The 22,526-nt window shown below is 54.5% G+C and carries 21 protein-coding genes; 10 read left to right on the forward strand and 11 right to left on the reverse strand.

The genetic code is table 11. The features are described from left to right. Positions 1–68 precede the first annotated feature (68 nt). Both EDF78_RS05715 and EDF78_RS05720 read left to right on the forward strand, forming a co-directional pair. Complete coding sequence (locus EDF78_RS05715; protein WP_133822714.1) at positions 69–1,349, forward strand: hypothetical protein; 1,281 nt, start codon at positions 69–71, stop codon at positions 1,347–1,349. Between the two features lie 2 nt (positions 1,350–1,351). Further along, positions 1,352–2,452: a phosphoserine transaminase gene (locus tag EDF78_RS05720; RefSeq protein WP_131692673.1), complete on the forward strand. Its 1,101-nt coding sequence runs from the start codon at positions 1,352–1,354 to the stop codon at positions 2,450–2,452. Between the two features lie 79 nt (positions 2,453–2,531). Here EDF78_RS05720 and ypfH read toward each other — a convergent pair whose 3' ends face one another. From ypfH to dapA, 7 genes are all read right to left on the reverse strand, one after another. Next, positions 2,532–3,182, reverse strand: a complete 651-nt coding sequence (gene ypfH / locus EDF78_RS05725; RefSeq protein WP_095925038.1) for an esterase — start codon at positions 3,180–3,182, stop codon at positions 2,532–2,534. 108 nt (positions 3,183–3,290) lie between these two features. Further along, positions 3,291–5,276, reverse strand: a complete 1,986-nt coding sequence (locus tag EDF78_RS05730; RefSeq protein ID WP_133822715.1) for a GNAT family N-acetyltransferase — start codon at positions 5,274–5,276, stop codon at positions 3,291–3,293. Position 5,277: 1 nt separating this feature from the next. Further along, the gene (locus EDF78_RS05735; RefSeq protein ID WP_095925036.1) at positions 5,278–5,730 is read right to left on the reverse strand and encodes a DUF441 domain-containing protein; all 453 of its coding nucleotides are present in this window, start codon (positions 5,728–5,730) and stop codon (positions 5,278–5,280) included. A gap of 115 nt (positions 5,731–5,845) precedes the next feature. Further along, entirely contained in the window at positions 5,846–6,721 is an 876-nt protein-coding gene (locus tag EDF78_RS05740; RefSeq protein ID WP_095925035.1) for a neutral zinc metallopeptidase, read from the reverse strand. A gap of 220 nt (positions 6,722–6,941) precedes the next feature. Next, on the reverse strand, positions 6,942–7,655 hold the full coding sequence (gene purC, locus EDF78_RS05745; protein ID WP_015698209.1) for a phosphoribosylaminoimidazolesuccinocarboxamide synthase: 714 nt from the start codon (positions 7,653–7,655) through the stop codon (positions 6,942–6,944). A 56-nt stretch (positions 7,656–7,711) separates the two neighbouring features. Beyond that, on the reverse strand, positions 7,712–8,791 hold the full coding sequence (bamC, locus tag EDF78_RS05750; protein WP_095925034.1) for an outer membrane protein assembly factor BamC: 1,080 nt from the start codon (positions 8,789–8,791) through the stop codon (positions 7,712–7,714). Positions 8,792–8,807: 16 nt separating this feature from the next. Continuing rightward, positions 8,808–9,689, reverse strand: a complete 882-nt coding sequence (gene dapA / locus EDF78_RS05755) for a 4-hydroxy-tetrahydrodipicolinate synthase (protein WP_095925033.1) — start codon at positions 9,687–9,689, stop codon at positions 8,808–8,810. Positions 9,690–9,834: 145 nt separating this feature from the next. On the opposite strand from dapA, the gene EDF78_RS05760 reads away from it, so the two are divergent. Together EDF78_RS05760 and bcp are read left to right on the forward strand one after the other, a co-directional pair. Beyond that, the gene (locus EDF78_RS05760) at positions 9,835–10,401 is read left to right on the forward strand and encodes a glycine cleavage system transcriptional repressor (RefSeq protein WP_095925032.1); all 567 of its coding nucleotides are present in this window, start codon (positions 9,835–9,837) and stop codon (positions 10,399–10,401) included. Between the two features lie 25 nt (positions 10,402–10,426). Further along, on the forward strand, positions 10,427–10,894 hold the full coding sequence (gene bcp, locus EDF78_RS05765) for a thioredoxin-dependent thiol peroxidase (protein WP_133822716.1): 468 nt from the start codon (positions 10,427–10,429) through the stop codon (positions 10,892–10,894). Between the two features lie 73 nt (positions 10,895–10,967). Here bcp and EDF78_RS05770 read toward each other — a convergent pair whose 3' ends face one another. After that, complete coding sequence (locus EDF78_RS05770; protein WP_095925030.1) at positions 10,968–12,032, reverse strand: AI-2E family transporter; 1,065 nt, start codon at positions 12,030–12,032, stop codon at positions 10,968–10,970. A gap of 260 nt (positions 12,033–12,292) precedes the next feature. Between EDF78_RS05770 and EDF78_RS05775 the strand changes: the two genes are divergently transcribed. Further along, complete coding sequence (locus EDF78_RS05775) at positions 12,293–13,822, forward strand: M48 family metallopeptidase (RefSeq protein ID WP_195816804.1); 1,530 nt, start codon at positions 12,293–12,295, stop codon at positions 13,820–13,822. Between the two features lie 28 nt (positions 13,823–13,850). Continuing rightward, positions 13,851–14,207, forward strand: a complete 357-nt coding sequence (arsC, locus tag EDF78_RS05780) for an arsenate reductase (glutaredoxin) (protein WP_119826715.1) — start codon at positions 13,851–13,853, stop codon at positions 14,205–14,207. Between the two features lie 50 nt (positions 14,208–14,257). Here arsC and hda read toward each other — a convergent pair whose 3' ends face one another. The 3 genes from hda to upp all read right to left on the reverse strand — a co-directional run bounded on the left by hda (position 14,258) and on the right by upp (position 17,267). Continuing rightward, positions 14,258–14,965, reverse strand: coding sequence for a DnaA inactivator Hda (gene hda / locus EDF78_RS05785; RefSeq protein WP_013576559.1), 708 nt, complete (start codon positions 14,963–14,965; stop codon positions 14,258–14,260). Positions 14,966–15,141: 176 nt separating this feature from the next. After that, a complete protein-coding gene (gene uraA, locus EDF78_RS05790) occupies positions 15,142–16,434 on the reverse strand; it encodes a uracil permease (protein ID WP_095925027.1) in 1,293 nt (430 codons plus the stop codon). Positions 16,435–16,640: 206 nt separating this feature from the next. Continuing rightward, positions 16,641–17,267 carry a uracil phosphoribosyltransferase gene (gene upp, locus EDF78_RS05795; RefSeq protein WP_095925026.1) on the reverse strand — a complete coding sequence of 209 codons (627 nt, stop codon included), beginning with the start codon at positions 17,265–17,267 and terminating at the stop codon, positions 16,641–16,643. 342 nt (positions 17,268–17,609) lie between these two features. On the opposite strand from upp, the gene purM reads away from it, so the two are divergent. From purM to ppk1, 4 genes are all read left to right on the forward strand, one after another. Further along, a complete protein-coding gene (purM, locus tag EDF78_RS05800) occupies positions 17,610–18,647 on the forward strand; it encodes a phosphoribosylformylglycinamidine cyclo-ligase (RefSeq protein WP_095925025.1) in 1,038 nt (345 codons plus the stop codon). Positions 18,648–18,685: 38 nt separating this feature from the next. After that, positions 18,686–19,324 (forward strand): phosphoribosylglycinamide formyltransferase, encoded by a 639-nt coding sequence (gene purN / locus EDF78_RS05805; protein WP_119826717.1) that lies wholly within the window; start codon positions 18,686–18,688, stop codon positions 19,322–19,324. Between the two features lie 220 nt (positions 19,325–19,544). Further along, the gene (gene speG, locus EDF78_RS05810; protein ID WP_095925023.1) at positions 19,545–20,120 is read left to right on the forward strand and encodes a spermidine N1-acetyltransferase; all 576 of its coding nucleotides are present in this window, start codon (positions 19,545–19,547) and stop codon (positions 20,118–20,120) included. Positions 20,121–20,440: 320 nt separating this feature from the next. Further along, complete coding sequence (gene ppk1 / locus EDF78_RS05815; RefSeq protein WP_095925022.1) at positions 20,441–22,510, forward strand: polyphosphate kinase 1; 2,070 nt, start codon at positions 20,441–20,443, stop codon at positions 22,508–22,510. Positions 22,511–22,526: the final 16 nt, after the last annotated feature.

Consider the following 22,526-nt stretch of genomic DNA (forward strand, 5'->3'; position numbering starts at 1 on the left):
CGCCGATTGACTTTCTCTCCTCCCGTTATCATGCAACGTGAAACCGATGCACGGAGAGAACAAGTCCTTTGCAAACACTACACATCCCCCACCCTGATCAGGCCGTGTCTGGCGATCCCGACACGTCGCAATTTCTGGGGCTGGCACCTTTTTTACGCATGAGTATTGCGGGCGACGAATGCACGGCCATCGCGCAGGATCTGGTGACCCGCGCTCAGCAAAATCCTGACGACGCCGTGCTGTGGATGAATTTGTCCACCGTCATGCTGTGCCTGCAACGCACCGAACTGGGGCTGACGATCCAACATCAGGCGCTGGCGATGCAGCAGGTTTATACCCTGAACGCCGCGCTCAGGCCCGCCAAAGTCCGCGTGCTGATGCTGATGGTGCCCGGGATCTTGTCGGCCAATGTGCCGCTGGATTGCCTGCTGGAAAACAGCGACGTCGAGCTGATTTATTACTACATCACGCCGGATGCGCCGTTCGAAGCGCCGATCCCGGAACACGATTTGCTGATGGTGGCGATCAGTGCCACTGACGACAATCTGTTCCTGTTACAGCAGCTTGAAAATGTCACCCGTCAGTGGCCGGTGCCGGTGATTAACGCGCCGCAGCATATTCCGAATTCTGAACGCCATACCGCCAGCCGCCTGTTGCAGAACAAGCCGGGTCTGGTGATTGCACAGGCGCATCCGGTGACGTTTTCGGCGCTCACTGCGGTTGCGGCAGGCGAAACCACACTGCGCGATGCGCTGGCGGACAGCGATTATCCGGTGATCCTGCGCCCTGCGGGTTCGCACGGCGGTCACGGTCTGGAAAAAATCACCCGCCGGGAAGAACTGGCGGACTATCTGACCCGTGTGCAGGTGGAAGATTATTTCCTGTCGCAGTTCATTGATTACAGCAACGCCGATGGTCAGTTCCGCAAATACCGTATTTCGCTGATCGACGGCGTGCCTTACGCCTGCCATATGGCGATTTCCTCTCACTGGATGGTGCATTACGTTAACGCGTTCATGTACGAAGACCCGAAAAAGCGTGAGGAAGAAGCCGCATTCCTGAATCATTTCGCCGCATTCGCCCGCCGTCATCAGCAGGCATTGCAGGCGATTTACGACACCACGCAGCTCGATTATCTCGGCATCGATTGCAGCGAAACCCCGGACGGCGAATTGCTGGTCTTTGAAATTGATCCGGCAATGGTCATCCACGCGATGGATCTGGAAGTGATGTTCCCGCACAAACAAATCCATATGAATAAAGTTAAAACAGCATGTCGCGATCTGTTGTTATCCCGTGCCTTTGCGCACACCGACACATCAGCTGATGCGTTAAAAGGACAAGCATAAACATGATTTCACGTAACGCCCTGAACTTCTCCGGTGGCCCCGGCGCATTGCCGGAAGTCGTTCTCGCACAGGTTGAAGCGGCGATCAAAGAAGTCCCGGAAGTGGGCCTGTCGATCCTCGGCATCAGCCACCGTTCAGACTGGTTTGCTTCCATTGTGGAAGAAACTGAAAACAACATCCGCACCCTGCTCGGGTTGTCGAAAGATTTCCATATCCTGTTCCTGCAGGGCGGCGCGACGCAGCAGTTCTCGATGGTGCCGATGACGCTGTTACGCGGTCAGAAACATGCAGCAGAATATCTCGATACCGGTTACTGGAGCAGTAAAGTGGTCACCGAAGCGCGTCGCGAAGGGCCGGTAAAAGTGTTGTGGAGCGGCGAGTCATGCGGATTTAACCGTCTGCCCACGGACGACGAACTGGCGTTTTCGCCGGACGCGCCGTATCTGCATTACGTCTCGAATGAAACGGTGGAAGGCTTACAGTTCCAGCGTGTACTGGGCCGTGACGATGTTCCGCGCGTCTGCGATATGTCCTCTGATTTCCTGTCCAAACCCTGCGATGCCAATAAGTTTTCGGTGATCTACGCCCACGCGCAGAAAAACATCGGCCCGGCGGGCGTCACCATCGTGCTGGTGCACGATACCGTGGTGAAAGCCTCTTCCGATGAACTGCCGTCATTCCTCAACTACCGTCGTCAGGTGGAATCGCATTCCAACCTCAACACGCCGCCGGTGTTTGCAATTTATGTGGTGCTGCTGGTGACCCGCTGGTTACTTAACGATGTCGGCGGTCTGGACAATATGGAACAGACTAACCGCCATAAAGCCGAACTGTTGTACGCCATGCTGGATAACAGCGACGGTTTCTACAATGGCTGGAGCAGCAAAGCGGACCGTTCACAAATGAACGTCGCCTTTAAACTGCCTGATGAAACGCTGGAGAAGAAATTCCTGGCGGAAAGCCATGAAGCCGGTTTCTCAGGGCTGGCGGGTCACCGCGCAATTGGCGGTATCCGTGCGTCAATCTACAACGCCCTGTCGCTGCCAGCGGCTGAAAAGCTGACGAACTTTATGGATGATTTCATGCGGAAAAACCGCGCGTAACCGCCATCCGGCAGACATAAAAAAACGCCCCCGGTTGTGATGCAGCCGGGGGCGTTCCTTTTTAAAAATCTCGACAAAATCAGCGCAGATGTGATTTCGGCTCATAATTCTGTAAATGAGCAATGGCGGTGTTGATCATATGCGAATCCAGTCCGTGGGCCATACCGGCCTGCAAATCCAGAGTACAGTCACAGCCCAGAGACTTCAGACGTTCTGCCGCACTTTTCGACTGGAACGGATTGATCACCGGATCCTGCTCGCCATGAATGAAATGCACCACCGTACCGGCGGCAATCGGTTTTTCAGGCAGGGATGAAAAACGGCCGCTGAACGCGATAATGCGCGACGCCAGATGCTCTTCCACTTTCGTCGATTCCAGCGCCATGATGGTGCCCTGCGAGAAGCCGACTAAGGTGGTGTGCTCCGGCGTAACACCGGTTTTCTGCTGCCAGTCACGGACAATCTGCACAAACGCAGGCATCGCGGCATCCACACGCGGCTGACGGTTTTGTTCGGTCACGCCCTGTACGGAAAACCACTGGAAACCCCGGCCAAAATCACAGATATCCGGACTGCCGACGCTGATCACCTGCGCCTGCGGAAAGGAAACAGCGAAAAACTTACCGATTTCCCCCATGGAAATCGGGTTATCACCCACGCCATGAAACAATAAAATCAGCTGGTTAGCCCTTTCTTCCGGCTGCTGGACGATAATCTGTTCTGAGCTCATGGCTCTCTCCCGTTGTCGATGTATGGGTTCACTATACGCCGCCTGACGGTCAGTGAAATCGGGTTTTATTGAACGAGTCTTTCCATTTTTTGCAATGAAACCGCGGCGTTATCCGGCAATGCCCGCCTCGTTCAGCGCCTGCTGCGCTTCCTCACGCCAGCGCGACACCAGCGCCTTACGCCCGGAAAGCCGCAAACGTTGCACGATATCGGCCACGCTTTGCCCCTGTTGCAGATACGCGCGCAACGCGGTCAGCGGCAATGCGCTGTGCAGCAAAACGCGGTTCAGCGCAGGCAGGCTGCTTTCAAGCGGACGATGCGCAAAGGCAAAACCGCTCAGCTCACGCCAGTCCGCCGCATCAGGCTGCGTTTCCCCGCAGGGATCCAGCGGCAGGGTTAACGCCACCTGCGGCGCCAGCCAGCGCCAGTCGCGGTTGAGCTGAGATTCTGCACTCTCTGCCAGCGCCCGCCCCGCCGCACTCAGCGGTAATATCGCCATCGCGGCATAACATCCGCTGCTGGCTTCTTTCTGCATGCTTATGCGCACCAGCCGGAATCCGGCCTGTTGCCACAATGCCGCCAGATCCGGCGTATAGCCAAAACTGACTGACAGGAAATCCAGCCCCGCCTGCTGCGCACGCTGTTTTTGCTCTGCTAACAACTGCCGGGCAATGCCCTGACGGCGAAACGCCGGATGCACCGCAATCCGGCTGACACGCCGCGAACGCATCACAGCCGCCTCCGGGAAAACCGCATGGGCGGCGAGAGATTGCGCCACCAGATTGCCACGCGGACGCCGCCTGCCCGCCCAGACGTCCTGCGCCAGTGCCGGACTCAGCCCGCCTTCATCCACCAGCCACAACGCGCCGGTCAGTGTGCCATCCTGTCGTGATGCGCTAAACGTCATGCCCGGCGCATCCAGCAGACGGCGCAGATCCAGCGGTGACGTGCGGTAATGCGCGCTGGTCAGCAGCCCGTAGAAATCCCGCAACAGCGCCGGTTCGCTCAGCCAGTCGTCCGCGTTGATCGGGACTATTTCCGGGAGCCAGACTGTTTTCTGCGCATCGGGCAGGTGCTCGTCAAACAGCAATAATTCGCTGATCAGCGGCTCAAGCGTATCGGAAGATGACCAGCGGACCGGTGCGCTCAGGCGCAGGTCATGCCACTGCGGCAAAGACGCACAAAATTTCAGTAAGAATCCGCGCCCGGTGCCTTCGTAACCTTCCACCGTGGTGGTCAGCAATACCCGTGGAAAAGCGGCAATCATCTCTGTCAGCATCGGGGCGGGGATCGCGGCCGCCTCATCAATAATCAGCCAGTCAGCGCCGGTCACCGCCCCTTCGCGGCACAGCGACAGCAACGCATCGGGCGCGATAAAACGCGCAGAGTCTTCGGGCTGATTAAGTATCTGGCTGGCCGACGCCTTAGCCGGGGCCGTCACCCAACAGGTGCCCGGCCACTGGCGGATCAGCATGCCCGCCAGCGTCGATTTGCCACGGCCACGCGGCGCGGTCAGTACCCACACGCTGGATTGCGCCTGCATCAGCTGATGCAAAATCTGCGATTGTCCCGGCGTCGGCTGGCCGTCGGGCGGCTGCCAGTCCGGCGCATCAGGCAGGGGCGCGATGTCGCACGATCCCCCCTGACGGCAGATCGTGACGCTGTGATGGTGTTCCAGCAATGACTGCAAACGGCGGATAAAACGCGGCGTCGGGATTGCCTGTGGCTGTTCGCTCCAGCGCAGGCTGTCGGCGTCAGGCTGATCTGCCCAGACCAGCCATGACGGCACCAGCAGGATTAGCCAGCTTCCGGCTTTCAATGTGCCTGACAAAGCCGCCAGCGCTTCCACGTTCAGGCCGTGACGGGCATCAAACACACCGTGCAAAATATCCTGTCCGAGCAGGGTGTGCGCCGCAGAGGGCACGCAGGAAGTGACATCAGCGGGGGGTGAATCGCTCAGCCAGCGCCAGTCGCCGGGGTGCCGGGCAGAAAACAGCACGGCCTGTTGTTCACACCACTGCGCATCGCCACTGAACACCAGCACACGCCGGACGCCCTGACGCTGCATCTGTTGCTGTCGCGACGTCGCTGACATATCAGGTTTTCCCGACAATCATCGATAACAGACCGGCAGCAATCAGCGGCCCGACCGGCACACCTTTAAACAGCGCCACGCCGAGCACGGTGCCCACCAGCAAACCCGCCACCAGATGCGGCTGCGTGCCCATCAGCGTCAGGCCGCGTCCGCCCAGCCACGACACCAGTACGCCGACCAGAATGGCGGCTATCGATTTCCAGTGGAAGAAGGAGTGGACGACGGTACTGGCGCTGATTTTGCCGCTGGCAATCGGTGCCATCACGCCAATGGTCAGAATAATAATGCCGATGGTCAGGCCGTATTTTTCTATCCACGGGAAAAAGCTGTTCAGCGGGGTGATGCGTACCGTGAGAAGGAAAAACATGGCGAGGGTGACGGCGCTGTTATGGCTGATAATGCCCAGTCCGGCGAAGACAAGTAAGATCAAAAGGGTTGGATCGAGAAAAGCCATGGCGTTCCCAGCGGTTCAACATGAAAGATAAAAGAGAGGCTCAGGGAGCCTCTCTGGATCGGTCATTGATTATTGAACAGTTTTTCGCAGCAGACCAGAGCTTATTGCCACTTAATCAGCGGCTGGCGAAGGTGTTGCACTGGTCAGGATTGCCGGTATCAAACCCGCGTTTGAACCAGGTGTAACGCTGCTGCGACGTGCCGTGGGTAAAGCTGTCCGGCACGACGCGGCCCTGACTTTGCTGTTGCAGCCTGTCATCACCGATGGCCTGTGCGGCATCCAGCGCTTCTTTCAGATCACCCTCTTCCAGAACATTTTGCTGCTGCATTGCGTGACCCCAGACCCCGGCGTAACAGTCAGCCTGTAATTCCATTTTGACTGACAGCTGATTCACTGCGGCCTGCGATGCGCCCTGTTGCAGCTGGCGGACCTTACGCTCGGTGCCCAGCAGATTCTGCACATGGTGGCCCACTTCGTGCGCCACCACATACCCCTGCGCGAAATCACCGCCCGCGCCGAGCTTATCCTGCAATTCCTGATAAAAAGAGAGATCGATATACACCGTGCTGTCCGCCGGGCAATAGAACGGCCCCATCACCGACTGACCGGTGCCGCATCCGGTGCGGGTCGCGCCACGGTACATCACCAGTTTCGGCTCGCGGTAAGTCATGCCCTGCTTCTGGAAAATCTCTTTCCAGGTGTCTTCGGTCGAGGCGAGGATCACTGAGGTAAATTTTGCCTGCTCGTCATCTTTCGGGCTGATGGATTGCGACTGCGTTTGCTGCTGCATGCCGCCGGACTGGCCGCCGTCGATGAGCGGCGTCAGGTCGATGCCGTAATATCCGGCCACCAGTACCACGATGATGATCACGATGCCGCTTTTGCCACGGATAGGCAGGCGCATTCCTCCGCCGCCTGAACCGCCGCCGTTAGATCCCTGTCCGCGTCTGTCTTCTACATTGTCGCTTTCACGACGCCCTTGCCAACGCATACTCCACCTCCAGACTGTTTTTTTAAGACTAGCCAGCGCACACGGTTAATACCATCCGCGAAAGGACGTAATTTTAGTGACGAAGGGATTAAATGAAAGGAATCAGTGTGAAAACAGCAAAATTAAATGCAGGGAAGAGAACGGGTGACGGAGGCCATCACCCGTTAAGTGCGCACCGCGTAAACGATTGCGCAGTCTGGCTAAAAAAAAGAAACCGGGCTTAGTCCAGTTTCACACCGATACGGTGAGCGACTTCTTCATACGCTTCGATCAGGCCACCCAGACTCTGGCGATAACGGTCTTTGTCCATCTTGTTCAGGGTTTCTTTATCCCACAGGCGGCTGCCGTCTGGTGAGAACTCATCACCCAGCACCACTTCGCCGTTGAACAGACCGAATTCCAGTTTGAAATCGACCAGGATCAGGCCCGCATCGTCAAACAGTTTGCTCAGCACGTCGTTGGCTTTGTAGCTCAGCTCTTTCATGCGCGCGAGGTTTTCTTCGTTCACCCAGCCAAAGGTCTTGCAATAAGATTCGTTGACCATCGGGTCGTGCATGGCGTCGTTTTTCAGGAACAGATCGAACAACGGCGGGTTCAGTTCCAGACCTTCTTCAATGCCCAGACGTTTTACCAGCGAACCAGCAGCACGGTTACGGATCACGCATTCAACCGGGACCATATCCAGTTTTTTCACCAGCACTTCGGTGTCAGACAACAGGCGTTCCATTTGGGTTGGAATACCGGCTTCTTCCAGCTTAGCCATGATGAAATGGTTAAATTTGTTGTTAACCATGCCTTTACGGTCGAACTGCTCAATACGCTGACCATCCAGTGCTGACGTATCGTTACGGAACTCCAGTACCAGCAGGTCCGGGTTTTCGGTGGTGTAGACGGTTTTCGCCTTGCCGCGATACAACTCAGCTAACTTTTGCATCTTTACTTACTCCAGTGGAAAAAACAGATGTAAAAAGGGGCCGTAGCCCCTTGGTATTATTTTGCACTACTCTGGCTAAACGCGGCCTGCATGACCGCCACCATCGCGTCGTTCTGCGACTGGCTGAGAGCATGTCCTTTCGGATCAAGGAACTGCAAGCTACTGCGGTTGTCGAGGTCGCCAACCTGAAGTTTGTAATCACCGGAGCTGAGGCCCGGATCTTTCGCACCCAGTGTCTGCCACGCATCGTCATTCAGCGGTTTATAGCTGACGGACAATGTGCCTTGCGGACGGCTGCTGTCGGTCACTTTCATACCCGCTTTGGTCAGGGCATTTGGCAGGCGATCCCACACAACGCCGTAGTTAGCACGGACAATCAGCACCGGCAGACCGGTATCATCGGCACCGCTTTGCACGTCAATTTCACCCACACGACGGTTGTCGAGGCGAGCCTGCGTATCCTGCTGCACTTTATCCAGGCTGGCCGTGATGGAGTTCATCATCTGGCTGTTGTAACGCTGGATTTCAGCAGAAGACGTCACCGGTTTGTCCTGCTGTTTCAGTTCAAGCGTTTTCACGGTCAGGGCTAACTGGTAGCTCTGCTGTTTCACGCTGACCTGATAACGGCCCTGATACTGGAAGTCTTCATCCGCACGATTCCAGTCGATGAAATCGGTGGTCAGCGTCTGGTTAGCGTCATCACGGCTGGCAATTTTGAAGTTATTTTGCTCAACGGCTTTGACAACGTTGTTCCACAGATCACGGTTCTGCGCGGTGTTTTCCAGCAGCACGGTGCCACTGTCGCCCGCGAACTGAGTCTGGGAACCGCTCAGCAACGCCAGCGGCTGGGACGGCGGACGAATATCGAGCTGTTTGCCGACCGCGCCCTGCATTGCGCCAGCCTGAATATCATAGGTACCGTTCTGCACAGGCAAAATCATCCCTGCCGGTGCTTTCAGCTCATGCAGAGCTGCTGCGTCCAGATAGGACTCATCGCCGCTTACCTGGCGTTTGTAACGTTGATCGCTTGAACAGGCGGCCAGCAGCATGATCAGGGAAACCCCGACCACTTTCGCTACGGCTGTTTTCTGCAATCGGGTCATCTGGAAACTATTCTTGTCAAATAAAGAGGCCATCAAATCTTCCTAAGAGTTACAGCAAACCGGCGCTTTTTAATGCTTCTTCCACGACCGGACGGGCAGCATCTGTTAACGGCGTCATAGGCAGACGCATCGTATCGGTTGCCATCAAACCCAGTGCCTTACAGGCCCATTTCACCGGGATTGGGTTTGCTTCTACAAACAAATTCTGATGCAACGGCATCAGGCGCTGATTCAGGCGACGCGCTTCGGCAAAGTTGCCAAGGGCAGCCAGTTCACACAGTTGTGCCATTTCACGGGCAGCGACGTTGGCGGTCACAGAGATAACGCCTTTGCCACCGAGCTGCATAAAGTCCAGTCCGCTGGCGTCATCGCCGCTCAGCAGAATGAAATCTTCATCATCAACCAGCACTTGGATCTGACTTACACGACTTAAGTTCCCTGTTGCTTCTTTAACAGCAACAATATTCTTCAATTTTGCTAAACGCGCGATGGTCGGCGGCAACATATCGCAGCCGGTACGTGATGGCACGTTATAGAGAATTTGCGGCAGAGAGGTGTTTTCAGCGATGGCTTTGAAATGCTGATACAGCCCTTCCTGAGTCGGACGGTTGTAGTATGGGGTGACTGTCAGGCAGCCCACAACGCCACTTTTTTCAAAACGTTGCGTAAGAGAAATCGCTTCAGCGGTGGCATTGGCCCCGGTGCCTGCGATAACAGGAATGCGCCCATCGGCCAGTTCCAGCGTCTGTAAGACCACGTCACCGTGCTCTTCATGGCTTAACGTTGCCGACTCACCGGTCGTGCCCACGGAAACGATCGCCGCAGTACCACTGGACACATGATAATCAATCAGTTTTTTCAGACTCGCGCGATCGACAGCACCTTTGGTGTCCATCGGCGTAACCAGTGCAACAATACTTCCCGTAAACATTGACCTTCCCCTCCACAAACAGGTCACTCATGGTACTTTTGACACCACTGCAAAAGCAAGCAATCAACGAGCGGTAACCGCTTGTCCGGCGGTTTTTTTTATGTTTACCTTGGGAATACTCCCAAGCACGACAGGAAGACCCATTTTGCCGCAGCCACAACAACATTATCTGGTTATCACCGCCTTAGGTGCCGATCGTCCCGGTATCGTGAACACCATTACCCGTCAGGTCAGCAGCTGCGGCTGTAATATTGAAGACAGCCGTCTGGCCATGCTCGGGGATGAGTTTACGTTTATCATGCTGCTGTCCGGCAGCTGGAACGCCATTACGCTGATCGAATCCACCCTGCCGCAAAAAGGCGCGGAGCTGGAATTATTGATCGTGATGAAACGCACCAGCGCCCATGAGCGTCCGCCGATGCCTGCCACGGTGTGGGTGAAAGTGGAAGTGAAAGATTCCCCTCATCTGATCGAACGTTTCACTGATTTGTTCGATACTCATCAGATGAACATTGCCGAACTGGCGTCCAAAACCCGTCCGGCGGATGCCACCACGCCCGCGCAGTTATCGATTCAAATCACGGCGCACAGCGCGGCCAATACCGACCCGGCAATTATTGAGCAGGCGTTTCATCAGCTATGTACAGAACTGAATGCGCAAGGCAGTATTAACGTCGTCAGTTATTCTGAGAATGAAGATAAACTGCAGTAATCGCTAAGAGATACGGAGAAAGACAATGAGCCCACTGAAAGCCGGTGATCCTGCGCCGCAATTTAGTTTACCCGACCAAGACGGTGAACAAATTAATCTGGCCGACTTCCAGGGACAGAAAGTCCTGGTCTATTTCTATCCTAAAGCCATGACTCCAGGTTGCACCGTGCAAGCCTGCGGTCTGCGCGATAACATGGATCAGTTGAAAAATGCCGGTGTAGAAGTGCTGGGGATCAGCACCGATAAACCGGAAAAACTGTCGCGTTTTGCTGAGAAAGAACTGCTGAACTTCACCTTGCTGTCCGATGAAGATCATCAGGTTTGCGAACAGTTTGGCGTCTGGGGTGAAAAATCCTTTATGGGGAAAACCTACGACGGCATCCACCGCATCAGCTTCCTGCTCGACGGCACGGGGAAAGTGGAAAAAGTCTTCGACGACTTCAAAACCACGAATCACCATGACATCGTGATGGCCTATCTGAACAATCAATAAGCCTGCACAGCCCGATGGCAGAGACAAAAAAAGCGCAGACGCGCTTTTTTTATTGGATGCGGTAAGCGAAAAATCAGACGGTTTCGTTCAGCGATTCATCCGGCCAGACGTGAACCACGGCTTTGACCAGCGTCGCCAGCGGTATCGCAAAGAACACGCCCCAGAATCCCCACAACCCGCCAAACACCACCACGGATAAGATAATCACCAGCGGATGCAGGTTCACCGCTTCGGAGAACAGCAGCGGCACGATCACATTGCCGTCCAGCCCCTGAACCACCAGATACGCGACAATCAGCGTCCAGAAATCCGCGCCAAGTCCCCACTGGAACATCGCCACAATCACCACCGGAATGGTCACCAGCATCGCGCCGATATAAGGGATCAGGACCGAGACACCGACCAGCACCGCCAGCAGCAACGAATAATGCAAATCCATCACCACAAACACCAGATAGGTCGCCACGCCGACGATGATCATCTCCAGCACTTTGCCGCGAATATAATTGGTGATTTGCTGGTTCATCTCCACCCACACCTGCCCGGCCAGCCCGCGGTCGCGCGGTAAAATGCGGCGTACGGCATTGAGCATCTGCTCCTTATCTTTGAGCAGAAAAAACACCATCATCGGCACCAGAATCAGGTAAATCGCCAGCGTCAGTAAACCCACCAGCGACGCCAGTGAATATTTCACCACCGACTCGCCCAGTCCGGAGAGTTTGCTGCGCATGTTTTCCGCCATCATGTCGATGATGCCCGCGTCCACCAGCGCCGGATAACGCTTCGGCAGCGTGGCGGCGAAATCATAAAAACGGTTGAGCATGCTCGGTAAATCGGTCATCAGGTTCACGCCCTGCTGCCAGGTCACCGGCGCGATGACGAACATGCCGAGCAGTAAAATACCGGCAAAGATAATCAGCACCACGCTGACGGACAGCGTGCGCGAAAGCCCGAGGTGTTGCAGGCGCACGGTCGGCCATTCCAGCAAATACGCGAGCACAATCGCCACCAGCAGCGGCGCCAGAATGCCATTGAGAAAATAGAGAATGCAGAAACCGGCGACCAGGATCGCCAGCAGCGCGATGGCCTGCGGATCGGTAAAGCGACGGCGATACCACTGTAATAACATGTCCAACATCAGAGAATGCTCCTGTAATTTCCTGGTCTGGCGGGTGTGCGCTGTTCGTTCCCTGCGCGCTCAGACACAAGTAACTATCTTCATAATTCGTTGTCACACAACTGTAGCTGCACAGTGTTTTAAACTTTCACGAGGATAGCTACTATAGAGACCGGCGCAAAGAAAAGCGCCAGAAAATAACGGTCTGACGGACTGTTCACGGAAGAAAGGCTCTCAAAGCTCATGGGTCACGCGGTTAACTTATTGGGAAGCAAATGTTTATGGTAATGCGGTTGAAAAAAACGGTGATTGCTCTGTGTCTGGGCAGCCTGTTCGCTGGCCCCCTTCTGCCTGCCGTGGCGGATGACAGTTCATTCTGGTCAACACCGGTGAGTTCCGCGAAAACCAGTTCACCGCTAGCCCCGCCGGTGAGCGATCAGTTACCGGATATCGGCACCTCAGCGGGCGGCACGCTCAGTATTAATCAGGAATTACAGATGGGCGATTTTTATGTCCGTCAGATGCGCGCCAGCACGCCGCTGATTAACGATCCGCTGCTTAATCAGTACATCAACGAACTGGGACAACGTCTGGTGGCGCATGCCTATTCCGTGCGTACGCCGTTCCATTTTTTCATCGTTAATAACGATGAACTGAACGCCTTCGCCTTCTTCGGCGGCAATGTGGTGCTTCACTCCGCGCTGTTCCGTTATTCCGATAATGAAAGCCAGTTAGCTTCGGTTATGGCGCACGAAATTTCCCACGTCACGCAACGCCATCTGGCGCGCGCGATGGAAGATCAGCAACGTAACGCCCCGCTCACCTGGGTCGGCGCGCTGGGGTCGATCCTGCTGGCGATGGCCAGTCCGCAAATGGGTATGGCGGCGCTGACCGGTACACTGGCGGGCACCCAGCAAGGCATGATCAGCTTTACGCAAGGCAATGAACAGGAAGCGGACCGTATCGGCATTCAGGTGTTGCAGCGTTCCGGTTTTGATCCGCAGGCCATGCCCGCTTTCCTGCAGAAACTGGCGGATCAGGCGAGCTACTCGACCCGTCCGCCGGAAATGCTGCTGACGCACCCGTTGCCGGACAGCCGTCTGGCCGACATCCGTAACCGCGCCAACCAGATGCCGCACCTGATCGTGCAATCTTCTCAGGATTACCTGATGGCAAAAGTGCGCATACTGGGGATGTACGGTTCCGAGAGTTTCCCGCTGACCGACGACTATCTGCAAAAACTGAGCAACGGCAATGTCCGTGAACAACTGGCGGCGAAATATGGCCGTGCGTTGCAGTTCTACAAGGCGAAAAAGAATGATCAGGCACGGGCGGCGCTGGATCAGCTCCTGACCCAGTATCCCGGCAACGAATGGCTGCTGGATTTAGCCACCGATAACGATATCGACAGCAAACGCGCGCCGCAGGCGATAGCGCGTCTGGAACAGGCCGGTGCGGCCAGCAGTTCCAACGCCGTGTTGCAGCTCAATCTGGCCAATGCCTATCTCGAAGGCGCGAAGCCCGCCAATGCCATGAAAATCCTCAACCGCTATACTTTCAATTATCCGGGTGATCCGAATGGCTGGGATTTATTGTCTCAGGCCGCCGCCGCGCAGGGATTACGTGCGCAGGAACTGGCCGCCCGCGCGGAAAGTATGGCGTTAGTCGGACGTCTGGATCAGGCGATTGAAATGCTGAGCAATGCCAGCGCATTACAAAAATTAGGCAGTCTGGAACAGGCCCGTTACGACGCGCGCATCGATCAGCTTCGTCAGCTGCAAGGGCGTTTCCGTCAGTATCAGAAAGGCTGATTTCAGCGCCACAATGGAGGACGTATTGATGCAACACGATGTCGCGATCTACCACAACCCGGCCTGTTCAAAAAGCCGTGAGACCCTGAAATTACTGGAAGCAGAAGGGATTGAGCCGCAAGTGATCCTGTATCTGGAAACGCAGCCGTCGGTGGATAAGCTGAAAGAATTGCTCGGCCTGCTGGGCTTCAGCTCCGCGCGTGAACTGCTGCGCAAGGGCGAGCAAATTTACAAGGATATGAACCTGAAAGATACCAGTCTGAGCGAGGACACGCTGTTACAGGCGATGGCCGATCACCCGCGGCTGATTGAACGTCCGATCGTGGTGGCCAACGGCAAGGCACGTTTAGGACGTCCGCCGGAACAGGTGAAAGAGATTTTATAATCCCGCCTTACGTTCGGGTTCGGCTGACGAACCCGGACATCCCCCGGCGCTTACAGCCCGAGAATTTCTTTCACGAACGGAATGGTCAGTTTGCGCTGTGCAGTAATGGACGCGCGATCGAGCTGATCCAGCGTCATAAACAGCGTACGCATTTCGCGATCCAGACGTTTGAGCAGGAAACGGCCCACGTCTTCCGGCAGTTCAAAGCCCCGCAGTTTGGCGCGAAGCTGTAATGCCTGAAGTTTTTCTTCGTCGGAAAGTGGCTGAAGTTTGTAGATTTGCCCCCAGTCGAGACGGGAAGCCAGATCCGGCAGGCTGAGATTCAGCTGACGCGGCGGACGATCGCCGGTAATAAACAGCCGCGTGCGACCGGTTTCAAGGATGCGGTTATAAAGATGGAAAACGGCGGCTTCCCACTCATCATCCCCGGCAATGCCTTCAATATTATCGATGCACACCAGCGCCAGATGCTCCATCCCGTCCAGCACTTCCGGCACGAAATAGGCGCGTTTATCTAACGGCACATACCCGACGGCTTCACCGCGCTGTGAGAGTTCGGCGCAGGCCGCATGCAGCAAATGACTGCGGCCGCCGCCTTCGCGTGACCAGAAATAAATATAGGTGCCGTGTTCCTGATGCAATGCGCTCTGAATGGCAGATAGCAGAGAAGGGTTTTCACCCGGATAAAAACTGGCAAAGGTTTCATCATCGGGAAGATAAAGTGGCAGGGAAAGCTGTGCCGGCGTATTCAGAAGCACCTCAACCAAAGCGGCATAATGACCGCAGATGTTGTCACGTCAATAAAAGGAACTGCCGAATTCTAGCAAGGATCCGTCCTGAAATGAACTGTGCCCGGTGCAACCGCTTGCGATCCGAGCACCTGACCGGCTGACACCACGCCCGCCGGTCAGGGTTTCATGCAAAAAACTCTGGATCAGACGGGCGGATTTTCCCGCTCATCTTCCACATCAATGATCTGTTCTTCACCACGGAAAATCTCGATCACTTTGAACAGCAGGCTGAGGAAGATACCGACAATCGTCGCCAGCGCCATGCCTTTCAGCTCCGCCGCACCGATGTGGATCTTCGCACCGCTGACGCCGATGATCAGGATCACCGCAGTCAGGATCAGGTTCTGCGCCTTGTTGTAATCGACTTTCGATTCAATCAGCACGCGGATACCGGATGCGCCGATCACGCCGTAAAGCAGCAATGAAACGCCGCCCATCACCGGCACCGGAACAGCCTGAATGGCCGCCGCGAGTTTACCGATACAGGAAAGCAGGATCGCCAGAATGGCCGCGCCGCCGATCACCCAGGTGCTGTAGACCTTGGTGATGGCCATCACGCCGATGTTTTCGCCGTAAGTGGTGTTTGGTGTGGAACCAAAGAAACCGGACAATACGGTCGACAGCCCGTTCGCCAGCATAGAACGGTGCAGGCCCGGATCACGCAATAAATCTTTCTTCACGATATTTGCGGTGACGACCAGATGCCCGACGTGCTCGGCAATGACCACCAGTGCCGCAGGCAGAATGGTGAGGATGGCGACCCATTCAAAACGCGGCGTATAGAAAGTGGGCAGCGCGAACCAGTGCGCGGTTTCGATAGCGGAGACATCCACCACGCCCATAAAGAACGACAGCGCGTAACCGACCAGCACGCCGATCAGGATCGGGATAATCGCCAGGAAACCCCGGAACAGCACCGAACCCAGAATGGTCACGGAGAGCGTCACCAGCGAAATGGTGATGGTGGTGGAATCCACTGCTGCGCCATCCGCAGGCAGCAGCCCTGCCATGTTCGCCGCCACACCCGCCAGCTCCAGCCCGATGACGGCAACGATTGCGCCCATCGCCGCAGGCGGGAACATCACGTTAATCCAGCCGATCCCGGCTTTCTTAACAATCAGCGCCACCAGACAGAACAACAGCCCGCAAACAATGAATCCGCCCAGTGCCGCCTCATATCCCATCGGCAACAACAACAGCACCGGAGAAATAAACGCAAAACTTGAGCCGAGGTACGCCGGTATCTTCCCTTTACACACAAATAAATACAGCAAAGTCCCTATGCCATTAAACAGCAGCACCGTTGCCGGGTTGATCTTGAACAGAATGGGTACCAGAACGGTGGCACCAAACATGGCAAACAGATGCTGGAAACTCAGGGGGATTGTCTGCAGCAATGGCGGACGTTCGCTTACCCCGATGACACGACGGGTCATGAATGTGATCCTCTCAAAGGTGTGATGTTGTGTTATTTACAGCCTTTTGCTCTAAATAATTCGGGTTGCATGAAGGCGGCAAGTCCGTGAGTCCCCGGGAGCATAGATAACTATGTGACCGGGGTGAACGGGCGCAGCCAACGCATCTGCAGCCTGAAGTATGACGAGCAAAAAAAAGCCGACTCTTCAGTCGGCTAATTGCTTATTTACTTCGTACCAAATATCTTGTCGCCCGCATCACCGAGCCCCGGAATGATGTAGCCTTTCTCATTGAGCCCCTGATCCACCGAGGCGGTGTACAGCTCAACGTCCGGGTGGGCGGCTTCGAGAGCGGCGATCCCTTCCGGTGCGGCGACCAGCACCAGCACTTTAATGCTCTGGCAGCCGGCTTTTTTCAGCAGGTCGATGGTGGCAATCATTGAGCCACCGGTAGCCAGCATCGGGTCAACCACCAGCGCCAGACGTTCTTCGATGTTAGAAACCAGCTTCTGGAAATACGGCACAGGTTTCAGTGTTTCTTCATCACGGTACACGCCAACTACGCTGATACGCGCGCTTGGTACGTGTTCCAGTACGCCTTCCATCATGCCCAGACCGGCACGCAGGATTGGCACAACGGTAATTTTCTTGCCTTTGATCTGATCGATTTCCACCGGGCCATTCCAGCCTTCAATGGTCACTTTTTCAGTTTCTAAATCGGCAGTCGCTTCATACGTCAGCAGACTTCCCACCTCAGAAGCCAGTTCGCGAAAACGTTTCGTGCTGATGTCGTTTTCACGCATCAGGCCCAGCTTGTGTTTCACCAGCGGGTGTTTCACCTCGACGATCTTCATTATTTATTCTCCTAAGGTGGTTGAGCTGCAAAAAAAAATCGCGAGATTATAACGCCATTTTTTTTGAACGCCACAGCCAATTGCCTGATCCAGATCAACTTATCCTTCTTCACTGAAGCCGCAGCTGCGTTAGCGGCTCTCTCTCTCACCCGAATCACTGACTCAAGTCAGCTCATCGGGATTTGCTCGTTTGCTGCAACGCCAATGACTTCGGCTAAGTGTTGTATCTTTAAGTATAGATAGTGACTCTGAATAAGGCGCTCGCAAACGTTTGCTTCCACTGTTAGAATTGCCCCGCTTTATTCTTCAACCACCAACCCAAACCGCCGTGGGGACTTCGCAGTGACCGACAAAACCTCTCTCAGCTATAAAGACGCAGGCGTAGATATCGATGCCGGTAACGCATTGGTAGACCGCATTAAAGGTGTAGTAAAACAGACTCGCCGCCCTGAAGTGATGGGTGGACTGGGCGGTTTTGGTGCCCTCTGCGCGCTGCCGCAAAAATATCGTGAACCCGTGCTGGTCTCGGGTACCGACGGCGTTGGCACCAAGCTGCGTCTGGCGATGGATTTGAAACGCCACGATACCATCGGTATCGACCTGGTCGCGATGTGCGTCAACGATTTGATCGTTCAGGGCGCTGAACCGCTGTTCTTCCTCGACTATTACGCCACCGGCAAACTGGACGTCGATACCGCCGCCAGCGTGATCACCGGTATCGCAGAAGGCTGTAAGCAGTCTGGCTGTGCGTTAGTCGGCGGCGAAACCGCTGAAATGCCGGGTATGTACCACGGCGAAGATTACGACGTTGCAGGCTTCTGCGTCGGCGTGGTGGAAAAATCAGAAATTATCGACGGCAGCAAAGTGGCTGACGGCGATGTACTGATCGGTCTGGCCGCCAGTGGTCCGCACTCCAACGGTTACTCGCTGGTGCGCAAAATTCTGGAAGTCAGCAAGACTGACCCGGAAACCACCGATCTGGCAGGCAAACCGCTGGCCGATCACCTGCTGGCACCGACCAAAATTTACGTGAAATCGATTCTGAACCTGATCGAAAATGTGGATGTTCACGGCATCGTCCACCTGACCGGTGGCGGCTTCTGGGAAAATATCCCCCGCGTCCTGCCGGACAACACGCAGGTGATTATCGATGAATCAAGCTGGCAGTGGCCGGATGTCTTTACCTGGCTGCAAACCGCCGGTAACGTCAGCCGTCACGAAATGTACCGCACCTTTAACTGTGGCGTGGGCATGCTGGTAGCACTTCCTGCCGGACTGGCGGATCAGGCGATTGCATTACTGAACGATAATGGCGAAAAAGCGTGGAAAATTGGCTACATTAAAGCCTCTGATTCCGCTGAGCGCGTCGTGATCAACTAAGTGTTCAGTAATACAACTCACTGAAAGCAGGGTAGAAGATGAAAAGGATTGTGGTTCTGGTATCGGGCGAGGGAAGCAACTTACAGGCCCTGATCGATGCCTGCCAGCAGGGACGGATCAACGCAAAAATCAGTGCAGTCTTCAGCAATAAAATCGCTGCCTACGGGCTTGAAAGAGCCCGTTTAGCGGAGATTCCGGCGCACGCGCTGGATGTCAAAGCTTACGAAGACCGGGCGGCATTTGACGTTGCACTGGCGGATGCCATTGAGACTTTCCATCCTGATCTGGTGGTGCTGGCCGGGTATATGCGCATTCTGACCGGCGAATTCGTCCAGCGTTTCGCCGGGCGAATGATCAACATTCACCCTTCCCTGCTGCCGAAATATCCGGGCCTGCACACTCACCGTCAGGCGCTGGAAAATCAGGATGCCGAACATGGTACGTCCGTGCATTTTGTCACTGAACAGCTTGACGGCGGCCCGGTGATTTTACAGGCCAAAGTGCCGGTATTCGCTGACGATACAGAAGAAGAGCTGATTGCCCGCATACAAACGCAGGAACACAGCATTTATCCGCTGGTGGTCAGCTGGTTTGTTGACGGACGTTTGTCGCTGCAAAACGGTCAGGCATTGCTGGACAACAATCCGCTTTCTGAACGCGGATACGCAGAAGATTAATCTACTTCCGCCTCACGATTTCACTCTAAACCGGCCCTGTGCCGGTTTTTTATTTTCCGTCATTTGACAGTTGTTTACATTTCGCCCGATATAATGCACATCCCGGCGCACGTTTAAACGTCGTTTGTGCGCCGACCTTCATCTGAAACACGGTTGTTTCAGACCTCATATTTACGAAGGTTACCCTCATAAAACGGCTTTTATAGTTGAGGAACACCCCATGTTTAGCCATAACAGCGTCAGATTACGTCCACTGGAAAAGGACGACCTGTCGTTTGTTCATCGTCTTGATAATAACGCCAGCATCATGCGTTACTGGTTTGAAGAACCTTACGAGGCTTTCGTCGAACTGACCGATTTGTATCACAAACATATCCATGACCAGAGCGAACGCCGCTTCATCATCGAATTTGAAAGCGGGCCGGTCGGCTTAGTGGAGCTGGTGGAAATTAATCATATTCACCGCCGCGCGGAATTTCAGATCATCATCGACCCGCAGCATCAGGGCAAAGGTTTTGCCGGTGATGCGGTACGTCTGGCGATGGATTATGCGTTTTCCGTCCTGAACCTCTACAAACTGTATTTAATCGTCGATAAAGAAAATAAAAAGGCGATCCACATTTACAGCAAATTAGGGTTTGAGATTGAAGGCGAACTGAAACAGGAATTCTTTGTGAACGGCGAATATCGCAGCGCCATCCGCATGTGTATTTTCCAGCCGCAGTTTCTGGCGAAATACAAATCCAAACCTGTTCAGGTCAGGCCTGAATCCCTGATTGGCGCCAGCACGGTGTAATACTCCCGCGCCCTAAATCAGTAAAATAATGACCAGTGAGGGGCGCAGATGTCCCTCACCGGTAAGACTTTTCCCGCCTTTTCCTCCCATTTATTTCCCTGATATAAACTCTTCTGAAATCATCCTTTGTTATGTTGGACTTTCCTGTCAATCTTTCGCAATATTGTTAGCAGACACTAGGCCCCTCTCACAGAAAACTTCCTGCTGCGCTGGCCGTTTTAAAGGCAGGCAATACGGAGAATATGTTGAGCGACATCGCGGTGTTTTCGGGCAAATTTGCCTGTACGGGCCAGGTTGCAAGCTAAATGAACGGAGTGAAAATGGGTCAGGAAAAGCTTTATATCGAGAAAGAACTAAGCTGGCTGTCCTTCAATGAACGCGTGTTGCAGGAAGCGGCTGACAAAAGCAATCCCCTGATCGAACGGATGCGTTTTTTAGGGATCTATTCCAATAACCTTGATGAGTTTTATAAAGTCCGTTTTGCCGATTTAAAACGGCGCATCCTTATCAGTGAGGAACAGGGTTTTCTCGGCGCCTCCCGTCATTTGCTGAAAAAAATCCAGGCGAAGGTGCTGCGCATTGATCAGGAATTCGACAGCCTTTATAACGATTTATTGCTGGAAATGGCGCGTAATCAGATCTTCCTGATTAACGAACGTCAGGTCTCCGAAAATCAGCAAGCCTGGCTGCGTCAGTATTTCAAGCATCAGTTACGCCAGCACATCACGCCGATCCTGATTAACCACGACACCAATCTGGTGCAGTTCCTCAAAGACGATTACACCTATCTGGCGGTTGAAATTATCCGTGGCGAAGAAATTCATTACGCGCTGCTGGAAATCCCGTCCGACAAAGTGCCGCGTTTTGTGAACCTGCCGCCGGAAGCGCCCCGCCGCCGTAAGCCGATGATCCTGCTCGATAACATCCTGCGCTATTGTCTGGATGATATTTTCAAAGGCTTCTTTGATTACGATGCACTGAATGCTTACTCGATGAAAATGACCCGCGACGCCGAATACGATCTGGTCACGGAAATGGAATCGAGCCTGCTGGAACTGATGTCTTCAAGCCTGAAACAGCGTCTGACCGCTGAACCGGTACGTTTCGTGTATCAGCGCGATATGCCTGATGAGATGGTCGAACTGCTGCGCGGCAAACTCGGAATTTCCAATTATGATTCGGTGATCGCCGGGGGCCGCTACCACAATTTCAAAGATTTCATCGGCTTCCCGAATGTCGGTAAAGCCAATCTGGTCAACCGTCCGCTGCCTCGTCTGCGCCATTTGTGGTTCGATAAATTCCGCAACGGCTTTGCGGCCATCCGCGAGCAGGACGTGCTGCTGTATTATCCGTACCACACCTTTGAACACGTGCTGGAACTGCTGCGTCAGGCGTCGTTCGACCCGAACGTGCTGTCGATCAAAATCAATATTTACCGCGTGGCGAAAGATTCCCGCATTATCGAATCGATGATCCACGCCGCGCACAACGGCAAGAAAGTCACCGTGGTGGTCGAACTGCAGGCGCGCTTCGATGAAGAAGCTAACATTCACTGGGCGAAACGTCTGACAGAAGCCGGTGTACACGTTATTTTCTCTGCCCCCGGTTTGAAAATTCACGCAAAACTCTTTCTTATTTCCCGCCGCGAAGGCGACGAAATTGTCCGCTATGCTCATATTGGGACCGGTAACTTTAACGAGAAAACCGCCCGCCTTTATACCGACTATTCGCTGCTCACCGCCGACGCGAGGATCACCAACGAAGTCCGCCGGGTCTTTAACTTTATTGAAAACCCGTACCGCCCGGTGTCGTTCGAACATCTCATGGTGTCACCGCAAAACTCCCGTGACATGCTTTACCGTCTGATCGACCGTGAAATCGCCAACGTTCAGGCAGGCGGAACCGGCAGTATTACGCTGAAAATCAATAACCTGGTGGATAAAGGGCTGATTGACCGTCTTTACGTGGCGTCGAACGTCGGGGTCAAAATCCGTCTGCTGATCCGCGGGATGTGCTCGCTGGTGCCGAATCTGCCCGGCTTTAGCGAAAATATTCAGGTCACCAGCATCATTGACCGCTATCTTGAACACGATCGCGTCTATGTCTTTGAAAACGGTGGCGATACTAAAGTCTTCCTCTCTTCTGCCGACTGGATGACGCGCAATATTGATTATCGCATTGAAGTGGCTGTCGCCCTGCTCGATCCGCGTCTGAAACAGCGCGTTCTGGATATCCTTGAACTGCTGTTTAGTGACACAGTAAAAGCCAGAGTGATTGATAAAGAACTGAGCAACCGGTATGTTCCACGCGGAAATCGCCGCAAAGTCCGAGCGCAACTGGCGATTTATGAATATCTGAAAGAGCTGGAACAACAAAGTCAGCAAGCCTGAACCCCTGGAGCGTTAC

Origin of the sequence: Rahnella sp. BIGb0236 (assembly GCF_004364755.1) — a bacterium.
Classification (GTDB): domain Bacteria; phylum Pseudomonadota; class Gammaproteobacteria; order Enterobacterales; family Enterobacteriaceae; genus Rahnella; species Rahnella victoriana.

Coding starts and splice junctions, on each gene's coding strand:
- EDF78_RS05720 (WP_131692673.1), top strand. CDS start 1,352: ATGATTTCACGTAACGCCCTGAACTTCTCCGGTGGCCCCGGCGCATTG.
- ypfH (WP_095925038.1), bottom strand. CDS start 3,182: ATGAGCTCAGAACAGATTATCGTCCAGCAGCCGGAAGAAAGGGCTAAC.
- EDF78_RS05730 (WP_133822715.1), bottom strand. CDS start 5,276: ATGTCAGCGACGTCGCGACAGCAACAGATGCAGCGTCAGGGCGTCCGG.
- EDF78_RS05735 (WP_095925036.1), bottom strand. CDS start 5,730: ATGGCTTTTCTCGATCCAACCCTTTTGATCTTACTTGTCTTCGCCGGA.
- EDF78_RS05740 (WP_095925035.1), bottom strand. CDS start 6,721: ATGCGTTGGCAAGGGCGTCGTGAAAGCGACAATGTAGAAGACAGACGC.
- purC (WP_015698209.1), bottom strand. CDS start 7,655: ATGCAAAAGTTAGCTGAGTTGTATCGCGGCAAGGCGAAAACCGTCTAC.
- bamC (WP_095925034.1), bottom strand. CDS start 8,791: ATGGCCTCTTTATTTGACAAGAATAGTTTCCAGATGACCCGATTGCAG.
- dapA (WP_095925033.1), bottom strand. CDS start 9,689: ATGTTTACGGGAAGTATTGTTGCACTGGTTACGCCGATGGACACCAAA.
- bcp (WP_133822716.1), top strand. CDS start 10,427: ATGAGCCCACTGAAAGCCGGTGATCCTGCGCCGCAATTTAGTTTACCC.
- EDF78_RS05770 (WP_095925030.1), bottom strand. CDS start 12,032: ATGTTGGACATGTTATTACAGTGGTATCGCCGTCGCTTTACCGATCCG.
- EDF78_RS05775 (WP_195816804.1), top strand. CDS start 12,293: ATGGTAATGCGGTTGAAAAAAACGGTGATTGCTCTGTGTCTGGGCAGC.
- arsC (WP_119826715.1), top strand. CDS start 13,851: ATGCAACACGATGTCGCGATCTACCACAACCCGGCCTGTTCAAAAAGC.
- uraA (WP_095925027.1), bottom strand. CDS start 16,434: ATGACCCGTCGTGTCATCGGGGTAAGCGAACGTCCGCCATTGCTGCAG.
- upp (WP_095925026.1), bottom strand. CDS start 17,267: ATGAAGATCGTCGAGGTGAAACACCCGCTGGTGAAACACAAGCTGGGC.
- purN (WP_119826717.1), top strand. CDS start 18,686: ATGAAAAGGATTGTGGTTCTGGTATCGGGCGAGGGAAGCAACTTACAG.
- speG (WP_095925023.1), top strand. CDS start 19,545: ATGTTTAGCCATAACAGCGTCAGATTACGTCCACTGGAAAAGGACGAC.
- ppk1 (WP_095925022.1), top strand. CDS start 20,441: ATGGGTCAGGAAAAGCTTTATATCGAGAAAGAACTAAGCTGGCTGTCC.